This is a genomic window from Rhodospirillaceae bacterium, assembly GCA_016712715.1.
In the GTDB taxonomy this organism is placed as follows: Bacteria; Pseudomonadota; Alphaproteobacteria; order Dongiales; family Dongiaceae; genus Dongia.
Window position 1 is genome coordinate 422,203 of sequence record JADJQM010000001.1, and the last position, 15,570, is coordinate 437,772.

Below are 15,570 nucleotides of genomic sequence, written 5' to 3' on the forward strand. Positions count from 1 at the left end.
CCCTGACACCCGGCCGATGCTGCGCTCCCGTCAACGCAGCCGAGGCCGGGTGATGCAGGTTTTCTTTTCCGATGTGCAATTGCGCCATGCGCCGCGCGATTTCCTGGTGCGTGGCCAGTGGAAGCCCTGCCCGGAACAACCGGCGCGGGTGCTGGCCCTGCAATCTGCCCTCGTTGCCGTCGGACATCCTGTCAGTGTGCCGCCGGCTGGTGACCGGGCCGCCATCGCCGCCGTGCATGACGCGCGCTATCTCGCTTTCCTGGAAACCGGGCATGAGCGCTGGCGTGCCCTGCCGGGAGCATCCGAGAGCATCATCCCCAACATTCATCCCAATGGCCGCGGCCTTGGCTATCCCCAGTCGGTCATCGGTCAGGCCGGCTATCACATGGTCGACACCGCCTGTCCGATCGATGCGGACAGTTTTCCGGCCATTCTCGCCAGCGCAGATTGCGCCATCGCCGCGGCACAGATGGTCCGCGATGGCGCCGACGCTGCTTACGCGCTGTGCCGCCCGCCGGGGCACCACGCCTTTGCCGATATGGCGGGCGGCTTCTGCTATCTCAACAACAGTGCCATCGCCGCGCAATTGCTGCGCGGGAAGTACGACAAGGTCGCGGTGGTCGATGTCGATCTTCATCACGGCAATGGCACGCAAGGCATCTTCTACGAACGCGGCGATGTGTTGACCGTCTCGGTCCATGCCGATCCCAGCAATTTTTATCCGTTCTTCTGGGGCTATGCGGACGAGATGGGGAGCGGGGCAGGGGCCGGCGCCAATCTCAATCTGCCGCTGCCGCTTGGTAGTGGCGACGACACCTTCCTCGCCGCGCTAGAGGTGGGATTGGCGAAGGTGCGGAGCTTCGGCGCCGAGGCCATCGTGGTCGCGCTCGGTCTCGATGCCTTTGCGGAGACCCTTTGCCGGCCTTGCGGTAACGGAAGATGGCTTTCGTCGCATCGCCGCGCGCCTTGCCGCCTTGCGGCTGCCAAGCGTGCTGGTACAGGAAGGCGGTTATCTTTGTCCGGAACTGGGCCAGAACCTGCTGGCGTTCCTGGAGGGCTTCAACACAGGCGCGTAGCCGGTATGTGGAGCCCGACCTTGGTGCCATGGTCGATCTGGCTCATCAGGGAGAGGCGGCCGCCATGCAGTTCCGCAAGCCGCCGCGAGAGCGCAAGGCCAAGACCTGTGCCGGCATAGCGGCGGGCATGATGCGATTCCACCTGAACGAAGGGTTCGAGCACGCGGTCGACATCGCTTTCCGGAATACCGATACCATTGTCTTCAACCTCAATGACGAGGTCGCGTTCCGGACCGCGATAGGCGCGTACCGTGATCTTGCCGCCTGCGGGTGTGAACTTTACGGAATTGGACAACAGGTTGAGAAGGATTTGCCGGGTCAGCCGATGGTCGACCAGCACCAACGGCAGATCGTCGGACAGTTCGCTTACGAGATCGAGTTCAGCGGCACGCGCGCGGTCCTGGATCATGCGCAATGCCGGTTCGCACAGCATCGGGATCGAAATCTCTTCCTCGTTGAGATCGAGGCGACCCGCCTCGATCTTTGACAGATCGAGGATGTCGTTGATCATGGCAAGCAGATGGCTGGCACTGGACTGGATATCGGCCGCATATTCCTGGGCGCGGCCATCGATCTCGGGTTCCTGCATCTGCCGCGTCAGCAGGTCCGCAAAGCCGATGATGGCGTTGAGCGGCGTGCGCAACTCGTGGCTCATATTGGCGAGGAAATCGGATTTGGCGCGATTGGCGATCTCGGCGCTCTCCTTGGACTGGATCAGTGAATGCTCGCGGCGCGTCAGGTCGGTGATATCGTTCGCTGTTCCGCGAAAGCCGATATGAGCACCGCTCTCGTGGGGAGAAGATGGGGACGCCGCTCAGGAGAAAGAGGCGTACTTCCCCCAGTTTCGTGTGTGCCTCGAAGCGGTGGTCGCGAAAGGGCGCCATGCTGGCGAAACGCTGGGTGATGGAAATGGTCCCTGCATCGCTGTCGGCGAGACCCGGCAGTTTTCGCCCGACCAGTTCGCGCGGCAGGAAGCCAAGCACCTTTGTCACGCGGTCGGAGATCAGCGTGATATTGAGATCCGGGTCGATTTCCCAGACCCAGTCCGAAGTGAGCCGCACGATGTCGTCGAACCGTTCCTGCGCCCTGGCAAGTTCGGTGGACAGCTCGGCACCGGTATCGATCGGCTCGACCAGACCGGCAAGCCCCGTCAGCTTGCCGTTACGGTCGGCCAGCAAGACGTGGTGCGTGTGCAGGATTTGATTGCGGCCATCGAGAGTCACGGCGACGTCGCGTCGCGCGACACGGTCATGTGACTTTGCATCCGCAATGAGTGCGCCAAGTGGAAGCAGTGTCACCAGTCCATCCGGCAAAGCGAGTCTGTCGCTGAGTTGCCGGTAGGGAAGGTTGGACCAGGTCAGGCGACCGCTCGAGTCAATCAAGTAGAGCGGTGACCCGAAGTCGAACAGCCGTTGCGCGAATATTTGCTTGATCTGTTCGGCGTTGGGGTGGCGGGGCGCGGCGGCCGGCTCTGGCTTCACCAGGCGGAGCTTGTCCCGCATGCTCGTCATTTTTGCGGATGGTTTTCTAGCCGCCGGATGGATTTCAGGAAGAAGGGGTTGATCTTCCAGCGTTCGACCACCTTGCGTGCCGTGTCCGGCTTCAGGCGATCAAACATCTCCATCGAACGCGACAGTTGATAAGGATTGTTGGCAAGGTCGCCAGGCCGCGCCCGTTGCAGCATGAGGAACAGGGCGGTGAAGTCGGTGCGGTTGATGTTGCAGGCCCGGCAGCCGATCACCAGGCCTTCGCCGCCGTCTTCATAGATAAGTTTACGCGCAACTTGTGGCCGCAGGCCGATCATCTGCGCCAGCATTGCCTCGAACAAGGCGATCTCGCCCCGGCGCAATGTCTTCACCAGCATGTCGGCAGTCAGTTCGGAACGCTTGGCAAGCTGTTCGGCCAGCGCCATGGCGGCATCTTCGGCTCGGCTGGAATTGTCGCCGTCATGCGCCGCGATGTCTTCTGCCACCTTGGCGACGGTAAGGTCGAGTTCGGTCTTGTCGACCGGATAATGTTCAATGATGTATTGACGCAACGCAGCCGAAACCCAGACATACATCTTCTTGGAGAGGTCGGTCGGCAGATCCTTGCGGCGCAGCAGCGGTTCCTGGAATTCGTCGACGCTCTCGGATTGCTGCACCAGATACGTCATCGTCGCATCGCCGATCTGGGCGCCGTGATTTTCCAGCAAGGCTTTGATGACATCGACCGATGCCGTACCGACCAGTGCGTCGCTCACCAGCGTGCTGACGCTGCGCCGCATGGCGATGGCGAGGCGATGGCTGAGGGTGCGATGTCGCACGATCTCGACCAGATCTTCGTCGGTGAGAAGATCGCTCTTCAACAGCACCGGTGAGGCGATGTCGAATTCGTCATTGGCCAGCAGGTTGACGATTTCCTGTGGCGCGTTGGGTGATAGCGAGAGTTTCTCGGCCAATGCCTTGCGGATCGGCCGGGCGACGTCCTGAATGAGCTTCTTCAGGATGTCGTTCATCAGGGCCTTTTCCTGAAGCGTCAGGATGCGGCCGGAATCCTCCATCAGGTCGCCGATGGCCGTGACAAGGCTCGATCGACCATGACTGGACTTGTCACGGGCCAAATCGACCAGCATGCGAACGTCGGTGGCGATCACTGTTTTTCTCGTAATTCGGCTTGGGCAAGCGTTCGGGTTGAAGTGGGGCGGCCGAGTATCCTTTGTTCAGAAAACGATAGGGCCGGGATCGTTACTAGATTGTTAAATTGGCCGGTACATGCTGCCACGATAGTGTGGGCACCATTTTCGGCTTTTTCCACACGTCCGAACAGTGATGGCGCTGAACCGGAAAATTTAAGTTAAATATATCTGTTAGTTAGTACCCATGGGGCGCGTGCCACCGAGGCGACGACGTGGGGCGAGACTTTTCCCATCCAGCAAAAATATCGACCGAATGGACAGCAAAGATGCCCTTCTGGACCATGGGCGCTCCGCGCTCATGCGCGCGAACTCTTAGACACCCCAGCCGAAGGAACTCATGCTGAGGCTGCCATAAGTGAAGCTGCGGTGAAGGAGCGTGCCTTCGGCCACAGGCTCTTTGCCGGCCGCCGCCCCCAAGGCCACGAACAGCGGCAGGATGTGATCCTCGCTGGGATGGGCGACAGTGGCATTCGGTGCCTGGGCGCGGTAGTCGCTGAGTGCTGCGATGTCGCCTGCAACAATCTTGTCGCCGAGCCATTGGTCAAACTCGCCGGCCCAGGGCGTGATGCCGGTGCGGTTGTTCCAGTCGAGGGCGCGCAGGTTGTGGACGGCGCCGCCCGATCCCAGGATCAGCACCCCTTCGTCCCGCAACGGTGTGAGCAGGCGGCCGAGGGCGACGTGCTCCGCCGGTGTGCGATGATGCATGAGCGAGAGTTGCACCACCGGAATGCCGGATCGCGGATAGGTGAGGATGAGCGGGCTCCAGACGCCGTGATCGAGGCCGCGGTCGCTGCTGATGAGCGCGTTCTGGCCACCTTCCTCAAGGAGCTTCACGACACGTGTGGCAAGGTCCGGATCGCCCGGCGCGTCATAGCGGAGATCGTAGAGCGCCTGGGGAAAGCCATAAAAATCATGGATCGTGCTGGGCGCATCGCTGCCGGTCACCGAGGGAAGCGCTGATGCACAATGCGCCGGATGCACAGGATCGCCCGGGCCGCGGCAGTCGCGTGCCGGGCGCACGAGAGATCGCGCCGCCGGCATCGTCGAAGGCGAGGGTCGGGCTGCCATGGGAGATAAACAGGACCGGCATGGCGGTGGCAGCGGCATTGTTCAAGATGGGATCGTCCTTTGGCTTCAGCGTTTCTTCGGGCCGTCGAGATAGCCCATGGAGCGAAGGCTCGCATGGCCCTTGCGCCCGATGATGATGTGGTCGTGAACCGAGACGCCGACCTGCTCCAGAGCGAGCTTCACCGCGCGCGTCATCTCGATATCGTCGCGCGAGGGTGTTGGATCGCCGGTCGGATGGTTATGCGCCATGATGATCGAACTGGCGCCGAGGGTGAGGGTGCGCTTCACCACCTCGCGGATATAGACCGGCGCATGGTTGACGGTACCACGGCTCTGCACCTCGTCGGCGATAAGCGCGTTCTTGCCGTCGAGGAACAGCAGGCGGAACTGCTCGTTCTGGTCATGGGCCATGACCGAATGGCAGTAATCGAGCACCGCTTTCCATGACCCCAGCACCGGCTGGTCGAGGACCTGCTGGCGCTGCATGAGGAGGGCCGCCGCCTGCACCGTCTTGATGGCGACGGCGCTGTTTTCCTTGATGCCGGAGACTTCCATCAATTGTGCCGGCTCCGCCGCCATCACCGCGCCGAAACTGCCGAAGCGGGCGATGAGGTCCTTCGCTAGCGGCTTCACATCCCTCTGCGGGATGGCGAGATAGAGCAGCAGTTCGAGGAGCTCGTAATCAGCGAGCGCCGCCGCACCGCCGGCAAGAAACCGTTCGCGCAGGCGCTGCCGATGGCCGTGATAATGCGGCGTCTCGGCAGCCGGCGCGGTCACGGCCTTAGGCGGCATAGGGCGGCAAATGGCGACCGGTGGGCGAGGTCGTGAAGATCTCGGGACCGGTCTCGGTGATACCGATCGTATGCTCGAACTGGGCCGAGAGCTTCTTGTCGCGGGTGACGGCGGTCCAGCCGTCTTCCAGGATCTTCACCTGCCAGGTGCCGGCATTGATCATCGGTTCGATGGTGAAGAACATGCCGGGCTTGATCTCCGGCCCGGTATCCTTGCGCCCGAAATGCAGCACCGAGGGTGAATCGTGAAACACCTTGCCGATGCCATGGCCGCAGAAATCGCGCACCACAGAGAAGTTCTTCTTCTCGGCAAAGCTTTGGATGGCATGGCCGATATCGCCGAAGGTGCCGCCGGGCTTGGCTGCCTCGATGCCGCGCATCATCGCTTCATAGGTGACCTCGGTCAGGCGCTGCGCCTGCACCCCGACCTTGCCGACATTGTACATGCGGTTGGTGTCGCCATGCCAACCGCCGAGGATAACGGTGACGTCGATGTTGAGCGTGTCGCCGTCCTGCAGCTTCTTCGGCCCCGGGATGCCGTGGCACACCACATGGTTGACCGAGGTGCAGACCGATTTCGGGAAGCCGCGATAATTGAGCGGGGCAGGGATGGCGTCGTGGGCGACGATGAAATCGTGGCACAGCTTGTCGATCGCCTCGGTGGTGATCCCGGGAACGATATGCGGCGTGATGAAATCGAGCGTTTCCGCGGCGAGGCGACCGGCCTTGCGCATGGCGGCGAAATCCGCCGGCTTGTGCAGCTTGATCTTCTGGCCTTCGTCGATCCAGTCGCTCTCAACGTCCTTCTTTTGCATTTCGTGCTTCGCTATCCACTGCTGGCTGAAAAATGAGTTAACAAGCTAGATACGCCCACCCCCGGCCCGGTGCAACCCCCGCGACCGCATGCCACCCTTGCTCTAATGGGTCAAAGTGATTGGATTTGCTAGGGAAATTCGAAGGCGCTACCTCCCAGGCGACCCCGATGATCTCGACTCCGGCGGCCAGCGCGGCCTTGATTCCGGCGGCGTAGAGCGGGTCGATATCGGCGGCGATGCGTAAGGTCCGGCAATCAGATCGCTGCACCAGGAACAGGAGAACGGCGCGGTAGCCCAGCGCCACGGCGGCGGACAGCGCGTGGAGATGTTTGAGGCCGCGCTCGGTTCTGGCATCCGGAAACTCGGCCAGGCCGACCCTGCGCGACAGGGTGACGCTTTTCACCTCGAGATAGAGGAGGGCGCCATCATCCCCGGTATGGGCGAAATCGAAGCGCGTGCCACTGCCGAAGGCCACTTCCGGCCGCCAGCTCCCACCCTGCGGCAAGCCCGGAATCCTGCCGGCGGCAAGCCCTTCCGCCACGATCCGATTGGCGTAGGCGGTATTGATGCCGACCCAGGCGCCGCCCTCGACACTGACCAGTTCCCAGCCGAAATCGAGCTTGCGACCCTTGGCGGTCTTTACCGACAGGAAGCAGGGCGATCCCGGCTCAGCGAGGCCCAGCATCGAGCCCGGATTGGGGCAATGGGCCACGATCTCGCTTCCGTCGGGCAAAGCCATGTCGGCCAGGAACCTTTTATAGCGCCGGATCAGGCGGGCGGGCAGCAAGGGCGGATCGAAAAGCATGGCTGCGGCGTTCTGCTCCCTGGAAACGCGACGACAATCGGCCTTTGTTGCATCAAGGCGGCGTTCCCGGCAAGTTACCGCAACCCAAATCCAAGGATAGCTTTCATGCGTAACATCCTCATCCTGGCGCTGTCGCTCAGCCTCCTCGGCGCCTGTTCCCTTTTCGACAAGGGGTCGAACTGGACCCAGCCCAGCGGCGGCGATCCCGACCAGGCCCGGTCCGATCTCGATCAGTGCGAGGCGGAAGCGCGGGCCCAGACCAAGGTCGACCGCGGCATCGACCATGACATCGCCGCTACGCAAGGCAGCGGCGCCTTCGGCGATCCGCTGGCGGAGAGCGGCATGTCCGGCTATCAATCGGGCCAGCGCTATGACGATATTGTTGACTCCTGCATGCAGGCCCTGGGCTACGTACGGCAATAGAGAGAGAATATGACCGACCCCAAGATCGTGACGGCTTCCGTCCTCGTCATCGGCAACGAGATTCTCTCCGGCCGCACCAAGGACCTCAATCTGGGCTATATCGCGAGCGGCCTTACCGCCGTTGGTGTGCGCCTGGTCGAGGGTCGCTTCATCCCCGATGTCGAGGCCACGATCGTCGCCACGGTCAACGAGCTGCGTGCAAAATGCGACTATGTGTTCACGACCGGTGGCATCGGCCCAACCCATGACGACATCACCGCGGCCTCGATCGCCAAGGCCTTCGGCTTGCCGCTCACCTTGCATCCGGTGGCCGGCAAGCTGCTGCGCGATCATTACGGCCCCGACAACATCACCGAGGCCCGCATGCGCATGGCGCACACGCCGGAAGGGGCGACCTTGATCGACAACCCGGTCTCGGTGGCGCCGGGTTTCCAGATCGGCAACGTGTTCGTGCTGGCCGGTGTGCCACGCATCTGTCAGGCCATGTTCGACGGCATCAAGGGTTCGCTCAAGGGCGGCGACAAGGTGCTCTCGCGCACGGTCGCCGGCTATGTCGGCGAAGGCGCCATCGCCAAGGATCTGGGCGCCCTCCAGGACCGCTATCCGGCCTTGGAGATCGGCTCATACCCGTTCTTCCGACAGGGCAAGTTCGGCGCCAGCTTCGTCATCCGCGGCACCGACCAGGCGCTGATCGACGCCTCGGCCCTGGAACTCCATACCATCATCCGCAACCTCGGCGCCGAGCCCATCGACGGCGACCCGGTGGCGTGAAGGCCAAGGGATGCGCGGGGGAGTTGCCGAACCCTGCGCAAAACGCTATGTCGCTTCGGTCAACCCTCATCCGAAAGCCAGCCCGCTTGGTGGAATTGGTAGACACACAGGACTTAAAATCCTGAGAGACGAAAGTCTCGTGCCGGTTCGAGTCCGGCAGCGGGCACCAACAGACATTGCCGTTGAACGGGGGGAGTTCGCGCGCAAGATCTATGGGGTGTGCCGCTCGCGACCATTGCCCGCCACTTTGGCTGGATGGAACCTCGGAGCCGAGATAGCGTTCTTGCGATCAGCGCAATAGAGCGCGGGAGGATAGCCATGCGTTGGGGATCCCTTGTCCTGGTCGGCCTTGCCCTGGGCGCCTGTACGCCGGACAATCCGCCGCAAGCGACCGTGCCGCGGCCGGTCTATTCCGAGTTCGGCATCGATGTGTCGCCTTATGCCTATGGCAATCCATCGCCCTATGGTTATGCCAATGCTTGGAGTCAGCCGACGGGGGCAAGCAATGGCTATCTGGGGGCCAATCGCTTTTCGCCGCGGCAGGGTTTGATGTGCGAGCACAGCCCGCAATGTCTGCTATGACCAGAACGGCATCAGCGAGGCGGAGACAACCAAATATCTGGGCTCGCGGGATGCGTGGAACCGGCAGCGCCTCTGTGGCAATGCGCGGGTCTATATCCCCCGCCGCAATAGCAACCGATAGAGCACTAGCGCGACTTCCCCAATAGCTGGTCAATCTGGTGCTTGGCGGCGTCGAGCGCCTTGTCGGCGGCAGCGCGGCCCTTGATCGGCTTCAGGGCGAGCGCCTTCTTCGTGGTCGGGTTTGAACCCTCCACGGCGTAGCCCGCGAACTCCTTGGGCCCGACCCATTCGCCGGTGGTGAGGCGGATCTTGCAGCCGCGATACGGAATGACGAACGCCAATCTGACCTCCCCCTTGAGCTTCTCCCGCCGGTGAGCCGACAAGGCCGCAGCATGCAGCCTGATCGCGCGTGGCGCAAAGGTCTTGTTCGGGTGTGGAGGTATCGGCACACTCCGGATCGCTTCAGGAAAGGCTGCCGATGAGCGAAACCTATCACCACCGCGGTTGCCGGATCGTCATTGCTACGGGCACGACCGCCGGTGGCGGCACCTTCATGCGCTATGAGATCACGCCGGAATCCGACGAGGCCAAAGCGGCGTTCAAGCGGCAGGGGGTCGATCTCATCTCGGGCACCAAGATGTCCGACCTCGCCCTGGGGGCGAGCCGGCAGGAGATCGACCAGCTGCTGGGTGGCTAGCGCCTAGGCCCGGGCGCTCTCCTGCGCGGGGGCCACCTTCACGGCGTTCTCGACATAGCGGACGAGATCCTTCAACGCCGCTTCCGGGCTGGTGGCCGCCGTGTCGACCACGAGGTCGGCCTTGTTCGGTGCTTCATAGGGCGCGTCGATCCCGGTGAAGTTGCGGATCTCGCCGGCCCGGGCGCGGGCATAGAGGCCTTTCGGATCGCGGGATTCGCAGGTGGCAAGGTCGGCCTGCACATAAACTTCGTGGAAATTGGCCCCCACGATGTTGCGCGCTTTCTCGCGCTCGGCGGCGTAAGGGGAAATGAGCGAGGTGACGACGATGAGGCCGGCATCGGCGAAGAGGCGCGCCACCTGCGCCGTGCGGCGGATGTTCTCGACGCGCTGCTCTGGCCCGAAGCCCAGATCGTTGTTGAGGCCGGAGCGCAACGCATCGCCATCCAGCACATAAACCTGGCGGCCCTTGGCAAAGAGCTCACGCTCCAGCGCCATGGCAAGCGTCGACTTGCCGGACCCGGAAAGCCCCGTGAGCCAGATGACAGCGCCCTGGTGGCCGTTGGCGGCGGCACGCGCCTGGTTGGTAACGAGATGGTCCGGGCTGAACAGCAGGCGCGGTTCTTCCGCAAGCTTGGCCTCGCCGGCGCGGCCGAGGATCACAGCGCCGCCGACAATGTCGCCATTGCGCACCAGCACGGCACGGCCGGTCTTGGTCAGTTCATCCACCACGTCGATCGCCATCAGATGGCGGCTGCGCACCAGCACTTCGGCGATGCCGTTCTGCTGCACGCGGTCGGCGACCTGGCGCTCGAGGGAATCGACGTCGATGACGGCGCGGATGCCTTCGACGGCGACGGCATATTCCGAGGTCGCGACTTTGAGCGTGATGCGATCGCCGGGTTCCAGCGGCGCAGTGTCCAGCCAGAACAGGCGAAGCACCGCTTCATGGGTGAGGTGCGGCTGGCGTTCGGCATGGCTTGCCACCATGCCGCGCTCGATGAACAGTTCATCATCAAGGGTGAGCGACCGATTGACCCGCGGCAGCCGCGATCTGCGGTGCCGCGTTCCAGGTCTCGATGCTGGCGACCTTGGCCGATTTGCCGGTGGGGGCGAAGGTCAGCGTGTCGCCGACCTTGATGCGGCCGCTTTCGATGCGGCCCACGACCAGGCGGCGGTGGTCGAACTTGAACACATCCTGCACGGGCAGGCGCAACGGCAATTCCGTGGCCGGGCGCGCGGCCTCGAAACCGTCGAGGAGATCGATCACCGTCTTGCCCTGGTACCAGGGGGTCTGCGCCGAGCGCGTCACGATGTTGTCGCCATGGCGCGCCGAGATCGGCACGATCGCCTGGGGTGTCAGGCCCAGTTCGGCAAGGAAGGCGGTGATCTCGTCGGCGACGCTCTGGAAGCGCACGGGGTCGAAGGCGATGAGGTCGATCTTGTTGACGATGACCGCGACCTGCCGCAATCCCAGGAGCTGGAGGATGAGAGCATGGCGGCGCGACTGTTCGCGCACACCTTCCGCGGCATCGATGACGAGAAGCGCTGCCTGGGCTTGCGCGACACCGGAGACGGCGTTCTTCAGGAACTCCTTGTGTCCCGGGGCATCAATGATGACATAGGGACGCTTCGCGGTCTGGAAGAAGATCTGCGTCGTGTCGATGGTGATGCCCTGGTCGCGTTCTGCCTGGAACGAATCCAGCAGGAACGACCACTCCAGCGTGCCGCCGCGCTTGTCGCTGGCGGCCTGGAGTTCGGCAAGCTTGCCTTCGGGCAGGCTGCCCGTGTCATGGAGCAGGCGGCCGATCAGGGTCGATTTGCCGTGATCGACATGGCCGACGATGGCAAAGGGAAAGCGCGCGGCTTGGGGCGCCGCATCGTCATTGGCTGTCGTCACAATGGCCTTCGGCCCGAGATGGGGAAGCACGGTCATGATCTCTGTTCCTTCTGCGCTTACATGTAACCGGTGGCGCGCAGACGCTCGAAGGCGTCCTCGCGTTCATGGTCCATGGCGCGGCCGGCGCGCTCCGACGTCTTGGTCGAGCGAAGCTCGGCGATGATTTCATCGAGGCTGTTGGCGTGGCTCGGCACCGGCGAGGTGATGTCCTGGTCGCCCAAGGAACGGTAGCGCTGGCCATTGCGCGCGAAATAGAGCGGCACCAGCGGAATCTGCTCGCGCTGCACATATCGCCAGATATCGAGCTCGGTCCAGGCCAGCAGCGGGTGGATGCGCATATGAGCGCCGTCCGGCAGGCCGGCATTGAAATGATCCCAGAACTCGGCTGGCTGGTCGCGGAAATCCCAGGCGCCGCCATCGGCACGGGGCGAAAAGACGCGTTCCTTGGCGCGGGTTGCCTGCTCGTCGCGGCGGATGCCGGCGATGACGCCCTTGAAACCGAATTCCTCGATGACGCGCTTCAAGCCGATGGTCTTGCGCGCAGCCGAGCGTGCGGCCGGTGGCAAGGTCGGGTCGATCTCCTCGACCGGCGGGCAATCGCGCACGATGAGGTTGAGGATCCATTCCTTGGCATAGCGGTCGCGGAAATCATACATCTCCGCGAATTTTTTGCCGGTATCGACATGGGTCACCGGGAACGGCACATGTCCCAGGAAGGCTTTCTTCGCCAGCCAGACCATGACGTTGGAATCCTTGCCCAGCGACCACAGCATGGTGATCGGCTTCAGGCGGCTATAGGCTTCGCGCAGGATGAAGATGCTCTGCGCTTCCAACTGGTCGAGATCGGATTGGGAATTCTCACTCTGGCTCATGATCTTCTGGTCTTTCAATTGCGGTGGATACCGCATTCGGTCTTGTCTTGGCCGGCCCAGCGGCCGGCACGTGCGTCGTCGCCATCGGCGACACGGATGGTACAGGGCTTGCAGCCGATTGATTTGTAGCCGTCATAGACGAGCGGATGCTGCGGCAGCTTGTACTGCTTGAAGGCGGCCTCGATGTCGGCGGCTGTCATGCGCGCCAATGGGTTCACCTTCACGCGGCCGGCGAGGCTTTCGAACACCGGCAATGCGGCGCGCGCGCTATTCTGATAGCGCTTGCGGCCGGTGATCCAGGCATCGAAGGGTGCTAGGGCACGATCAAGCGGATCGACCTTGCGCAACTGGCAGCAGAGATCGGGATTGGTCGACCACAGCGTGCCGTCCGGATCATGCCTGGCGATCGCCGCGGTATCGGGCTCCAGCGACCGGAGATCGGTGAACTCGAAACGACCGGCAAGGATGTCGCGGTACATCAGCGTTTCGTCGAAATGCTTGCCGGTGTCGAGGAAGAGGATGGGGGTCGACGGATCGACCAGGTTCAGGAACTGCAGCAGCAGGGCGGATTCAGCACCAAAGGAAGAGACCAGGCTGATGCGCTTTGGGAACAGTTCGTTGATCGCTGCGTCGAGGATCTCCAGCGGCGATGCGTCGGCAAAGCGCGCATTGAGGGCGCGCACCAGCGCCGCCTGATCCGTGATGGATTCGAGTGGCGTCGCGATGACATCCGAGGAGATCTGGTCGAGTTGCATGGTCTGTCCCGCGCTCCGCCGACTAATACACACAACGAAGCGTTAAATAGTCTATCTGATGTGAAATGATTTAGCATGCTCTGTCCGGGGGTCAATTGATTTTAACGAACGCAGTGTAATATTTGAACTAACAGATATCATTCTGAGGTGTGAAATATGACGTAAGGCGGGTTCAATACTCCAGCATTGGGGATATGGATAATTTATGACTATTTATTATGCAATTAGGTGAACGTCTGTACAGCAGGTCGCGATTGCGGGAGAATGCTGCATCTTTGTTGCATACCTGAGGCAGACTCATACATGTCGAGCGACGGACCAATTGTTATCGGAAAGAGTGTGAAATGAGCATCCAGACAAATCGGCAGATCGTCCTGGCTTCCCGGCCGACAGACGAACCGAGCGCGGACAATTTCCGCCTGATCGAAACGCCGCTCCCTGTGGCTGCGGCCGGCGAGGTTCTGCTGGAAACGCTCTTTCTATCCCTCGATCCCTATATGCGCGGCCGGATGAGTGCCGCGAAATCCTATGCGAGCCCGATAGAGATCGGCGGCGTGATGGTGGGCGGCGCGGTGAGCCGCGTGCTCCAGTCGCACCATGCCGACTTCAACCCCGGTGACTTCGTCCAGGGTCGGACCGGTTGGCAGAGCCATGCGATCAGCAACGGCGCCGATTTGCAGAAAGTCGATCCCCGCCTGGCGCCGATCTCGACCGCCCTGGGGGTGCTGGGCATGCCGGGCATGACCGCCTATACCGGCCTTCTCAATATCGGCCAGCCGAAACCCGGCGAGACTCTGGTGGTTGCAGCGGCGACCGGTCCCGTGGGCTCCCTGGTGGGGCAGATCGGCAAGCTCAAGGGTTGCCGCGTGGTGGGCATCGCCGGCGGGGCGGACAAGGTCCGCTATCTCACCGACGAACTCGGTTTCGACGTGGCGCTCGATCACCGCGCACCGGACTTTGCCGCGCAATTGGCCAAGGCAGCCCCACGCGGCATTGACGTCTATTTCGAGAATGTCGGCGGCCATGTTTGGGAGGCGGTATTTCCACTGCTCAACGATTTTGCCCGTGTGCCGGTCTGCGGTCTCATCGCCCATTACAATGAGGAAGGCCTGCGCCCCGGTCCCGACCGCCTGCCGCAGCTGATGCGCGCGGTGCTCTCAAAGCGCCTCAATCTGCGCGGCTTCATCGTCAGTGATTTCGCAGCCCAGGCCGACGATTTCCGCCGCGATGTCGCTGCCTGGCTGAAAGCGGGAGCTATCAAATACAAGGAGGACATCGTGGTGGGGCTGGAAAATGCGCCCGACGCCTTCATCGGCCTGCTCAAGGGCCGGAACTTCGGCAAGCTGCTGGTGAAGGTCGCCGATTGACTGGCTGCCGGTGGGGCTATGTCGTAATCCCTGCTTCTCTTGTCGAAATTCGTCATCCAATCCATAGTGCGCCGCCTATGCAGGAGGGGTCTTCCTGGGCGTGAATAGAGGGTGCTGAAAATGACTGAAGCCGTAAGGGTTGAGCGTCGGGGCCACGTGCTGGAGATCACGCTCGATCGGCCGAAGGTGAACGCGATCGATATCGAGACCTCGCGCAAGCTCGGCCATGCGTTCTGCCTGCTGCGTGACGATCCGGATCTGCGCGTCGGCATCATTACCGCGGCCGGCGAGAAGATCTTCTCGGCGGGGTGGGATCTGAAGGCCGCGGCCGCGCAGAACCTCGTCGGCAAATGGTGGAAGCACGATTACGGCCCCGGCAGCTTCGCGGGCCTCACGGAACTCTGGGACCTCAACAAGCCGGTCATCGCCGCGGTCAACGGCCTGTGCATCGGCGGCGGCTGGGAACTGGCGCTGGCGGCTGACCTCATCATCGCCTCGGAGCATGTTGAATTCTCGCTGCCCGAACTGCCGCTCGGCATCGTGCCGGATTCAGGCGGCGTGCAGCGCCTGCCCAAGCGCCTGCCTTACAACATCGCCATGGAGATCCTGCTCATCGGCCGGCGCATGCCGGTGCAGGAGGCCGCGCATTACGGTCTGGTGAACAAGGTGGTGCCGAAGGAAAAGCTGATGGAGACGGCGCGGGAATGGGCCGACCTCATCGCCACGGGCGCACCGCTCACCGTGCAGGCGCTGAAGGAATGCGTGCGTTCGATGGAAGCCGTCTCGGTCGAGGACAGCTTCAAGCTGATCCGCTCCGGCACGATGAAAACCTATGAAGCGGCGGATTCCTCGGCCGATGCCAAGGAAGGCGTCAAGGCCTTCGCCGAGAAGCGCAAGGCCGATTTCAAGGGCGGTTGAGCCTTACTCGAACAAAAAAGGGGCGCTCGGCAATTGCGGAGCGCCCCTTTTTATGT

The 15,570-nt window shown here is 62.5% G+C and carries 16 protein-coding genes, 1 tRNA gene and 2 pseudogenes; 9 read left to right on the forward strand and 10 right to left on the reverse strand.

What is annotated here, in order from left to right:
* Nucleotides 1-52: 52 nt before the first annotated feature.
* Nucleotides 53-1,076 (forward strand): annotated as a pseudogene (locus tag IPK59_02130) (histone deacetylase family protein).
* On the opposite strand, the gene IPK59_02135 reads toward IPK59_02130, so the two are convergent.
* On the reverse strand, nt 1,060-1,719 hold the full coding sequence (locus IPK59_02135) for a hypothetical protein (GenBank protein MBK8157629.1): 660 nt from the start codon (nt 1,717-1,719) through the stop codon (nt 1,060-1,062). The pseudogene IPK59_02130 and the gene IPK59_02135 sit on opposite strands and share 17 nt — an antisense overlap.
* A gap of 205 nt (nt 1,720-1,924) precedes the next feature.
* Here IPK59_02135 and IPK59_02140 point away from each other — a divergent pair, with 205 nt between their 5' ends.
* Nucleotides 1,925-2,332 (forward strand): hypothetical protein, encoded by a 408-nt coding sequence (locus IPK59_02140; GenBank protein MBK8157630.1) that lies wholly within the window; start codon nt 1,925-1,927, stop codon nt 2,330-2,332.
* Between the two features lie 251 nt (nt 2,333-2,583).
* Here the strand turns inward: IPK59_02140 and IPK59_02145 are convergent, their stop codons facing one another.
* The 5 genes from IPK59_02145 to sfsA form a co-directional block, all read right to left on the reverse strand.
* Nucleotides 2,584-3,711, reverse strand: a complete 1,128-nt coding sequence (locus IPK59_02145) for a DUF2336 domain-containing protein (protein MBK8157631.1) — start codon at nt 3,709-3,711, stop codon at nt 2,584-2,586.
* Between the two features lie 354 nt (nt 3,712-4,065).
* Nucleotides 4,066-4,698, reverse strand: a complete 633-nt coding sequence (locus IPK59_02150) for a dioxygenase (protein ID MBK8157632.1) — start codon at nt 4,696-4,698, stop codon at nt 4,066-4,068.
* 189 nt (nt 4,699-4,887) lie between these two features.
* Complete coding sequence (gene radC, locus IPK59_02155; protein MBK8157633.1) at nt 4,888-5,613, reverse strand: DNA repair protein RadC; 726 nt, start codon at nt 5,611-5,613, stop codon at nt 4,888-4,890.
* A complete protein-coding gene (gene map / locus IPK59_02160) occupies nt 5,603-6,427 on the reverse strand; it encodes a type I methionyl aminopeptidase (protein MBK8157634.1) in 825 nt (274 codons plus the stop codon). The genes radC and map overlap by 11 nt, the downstream gene beginning before the upstream one ends.
* 37 nt (nt 6,428-6,464) lie before the next feature.
* Nucleotides 6,465-7,232, reverse strand: coding sequence for a DNA/RNA nuclease SfsA (gene sfsA / locus IPK59_02165; GenBank protein MBK8157635.1), 768 nt, complete (start codon nt 7,230-7,232; stop codon nt 6,465-6,467).
* A gap of 105 nt (nt 7,233-7,337) precedes the next feature.
* Here sfsA and IPK59_02170 point away from each other — a divergent pair, with 105 nt between their 5' ends.
* The 4 genes from IPK59_02170 to IPK59_02185 all read left to right on the forward strand — a co-directional run bounded on the left by IPK59_02170 (nt 7,338) and on the right by IPK59_02185 (nt 9,008).
* Complete coding sequence (locus IPK59_02170; protein ID MBK8157636.1) at nt 7,338-7,655, forward strand: hypothetical protein; 318 nt, start codon at nt 7,338-7,340, stop codon at nt 7,653-7,655.
* A 9-nt stretch (nt 7,656-7,664) separates the two neighbouring features.
* Nucleotides 7,665-8,426 carry a competence/damage-inducible protein A gene (locus IPK59_02175; GenBank protein MBK8157637.1) on the forward strand — a complete coding sequence of 254 codons (762 nt, stop codon included), beginning with the start codon at nt 7,665-7,667 and terminating at the stop codon, nt 8,424-8,426.
* An 80-nt stretch (nt 8,427-8,506) separates the two neighbouring features.
* Nucleotides 8,507-8,595 (forward strand) — tRNA-Leu (locus IPK59_02180).
* 149 nt (nt 8,596-8,744) lie between these two features.
* A complete protein-coding gene (locus IPK59_02185) occupies nt 8,745-9,008 on the forward strand; it encodes a hypothetical protein (protein ID MBK8157638.1) in 264 nt (87 codons plus the stop codon).
* Between the two features lie 125 nt (nt 9,009-9,133).
* On the opposite strand, the gene IPK59_02190 is transcribed toward IPK59_02185, so the two are convergent.
* Nucleotides 9,134-9,349, reverse strand: a complete 216-nt coding sequence (locus tag IPK59_02190) for a hypothetical protein (protein MBK8157639.1) — start codon at nt 9,347-9,349, stop codon at nt 9,134-9,136.
* Between the two features lie 137 nt (nt 9,350-9,486).
* Here IPK59_02190 and IPK59_02195 point away from each other — a divergent pair, with 137 nt between their 5' ends.
* The gene (locus IPK59_02195) at nt 9,487-9,705 is read left to right on the forward strand and encodes a hypothetical protein (GenBank protein ID MBK8157640.1); all 219 of its coding nucleotides are present in this window, start codon (nt 9,487-9,489) and stop codon (nt 9,703-9,705) included.
* Between the two features lie 3 nt (nt 9,706-9,708).
* Here the strand turns inward: IPK59_02195 and cysC are convergent.
* From cysC to IPK59_02210, 3 genes and pseudogenes are all read right to left on the reverse strand, one after another.
* Nucleotides 9,709-11,638 (reverse strand): annotated as a pseudogene (gene cysC, locus IPK59_02200) (adenylyl-sulfate kinase).
* Between the two features lie 20 nt (nt 11,639-11,658).
* Nucleotides 11,659-12,474 (reverse strand): sulfate adenylyltransferase subunit 2, encoded by an 816-nt coding sequence (locus IPK59_02205; protein MBK8157641.1) that lies wholly within the window; start codon nt 12,472-12,474, stop codon nt 11,659-11,661.
* Nucleotides 12,475-12,488: 14 nt separating this feature from the next.
* Nucleotides 12,489-13,229: a phosphoadenylyl-sulfate reductase gene (locus IPK59_02210; GenBank protein ID MBK8157642.1), complete on the reverse strand. Its 741-nt coding sequence runs from the start codon at nt 13,227-13,229 to the stop codon at nt 12,489-12,491.
* A 344-nt stretch (nt 13,230-13,573) separates the two neighbouring features.
* Between IPK59_02210 and IPK59_02215 the strand changes: the two genes are divergently transcribed.
* Entirely contained in the window at nt 13,574-14,596 is a 1,023-nt protein-coding gene (locus tag IPK59_02215) for an NADP-dependent oxidoreductase (GenBank protein MBK8157643.1), read from the forward strand.
* Nucleotides 14,597-14,716: 120 nt separating this feature from the next.
* Nucleotides 14,717-15,514, forward strand: coding sequence for a crotonobetainyl-CoA hydratase (caiD, locus tag IPK59_02220; GenBank protein MBK8157644.1), 798 nt, complete (start codon nt 14,717-14,719; stop codon nt 15,512-15,514).
* Nucleotides 15,515-15,570: the final 56 nt, after the last annotated feature.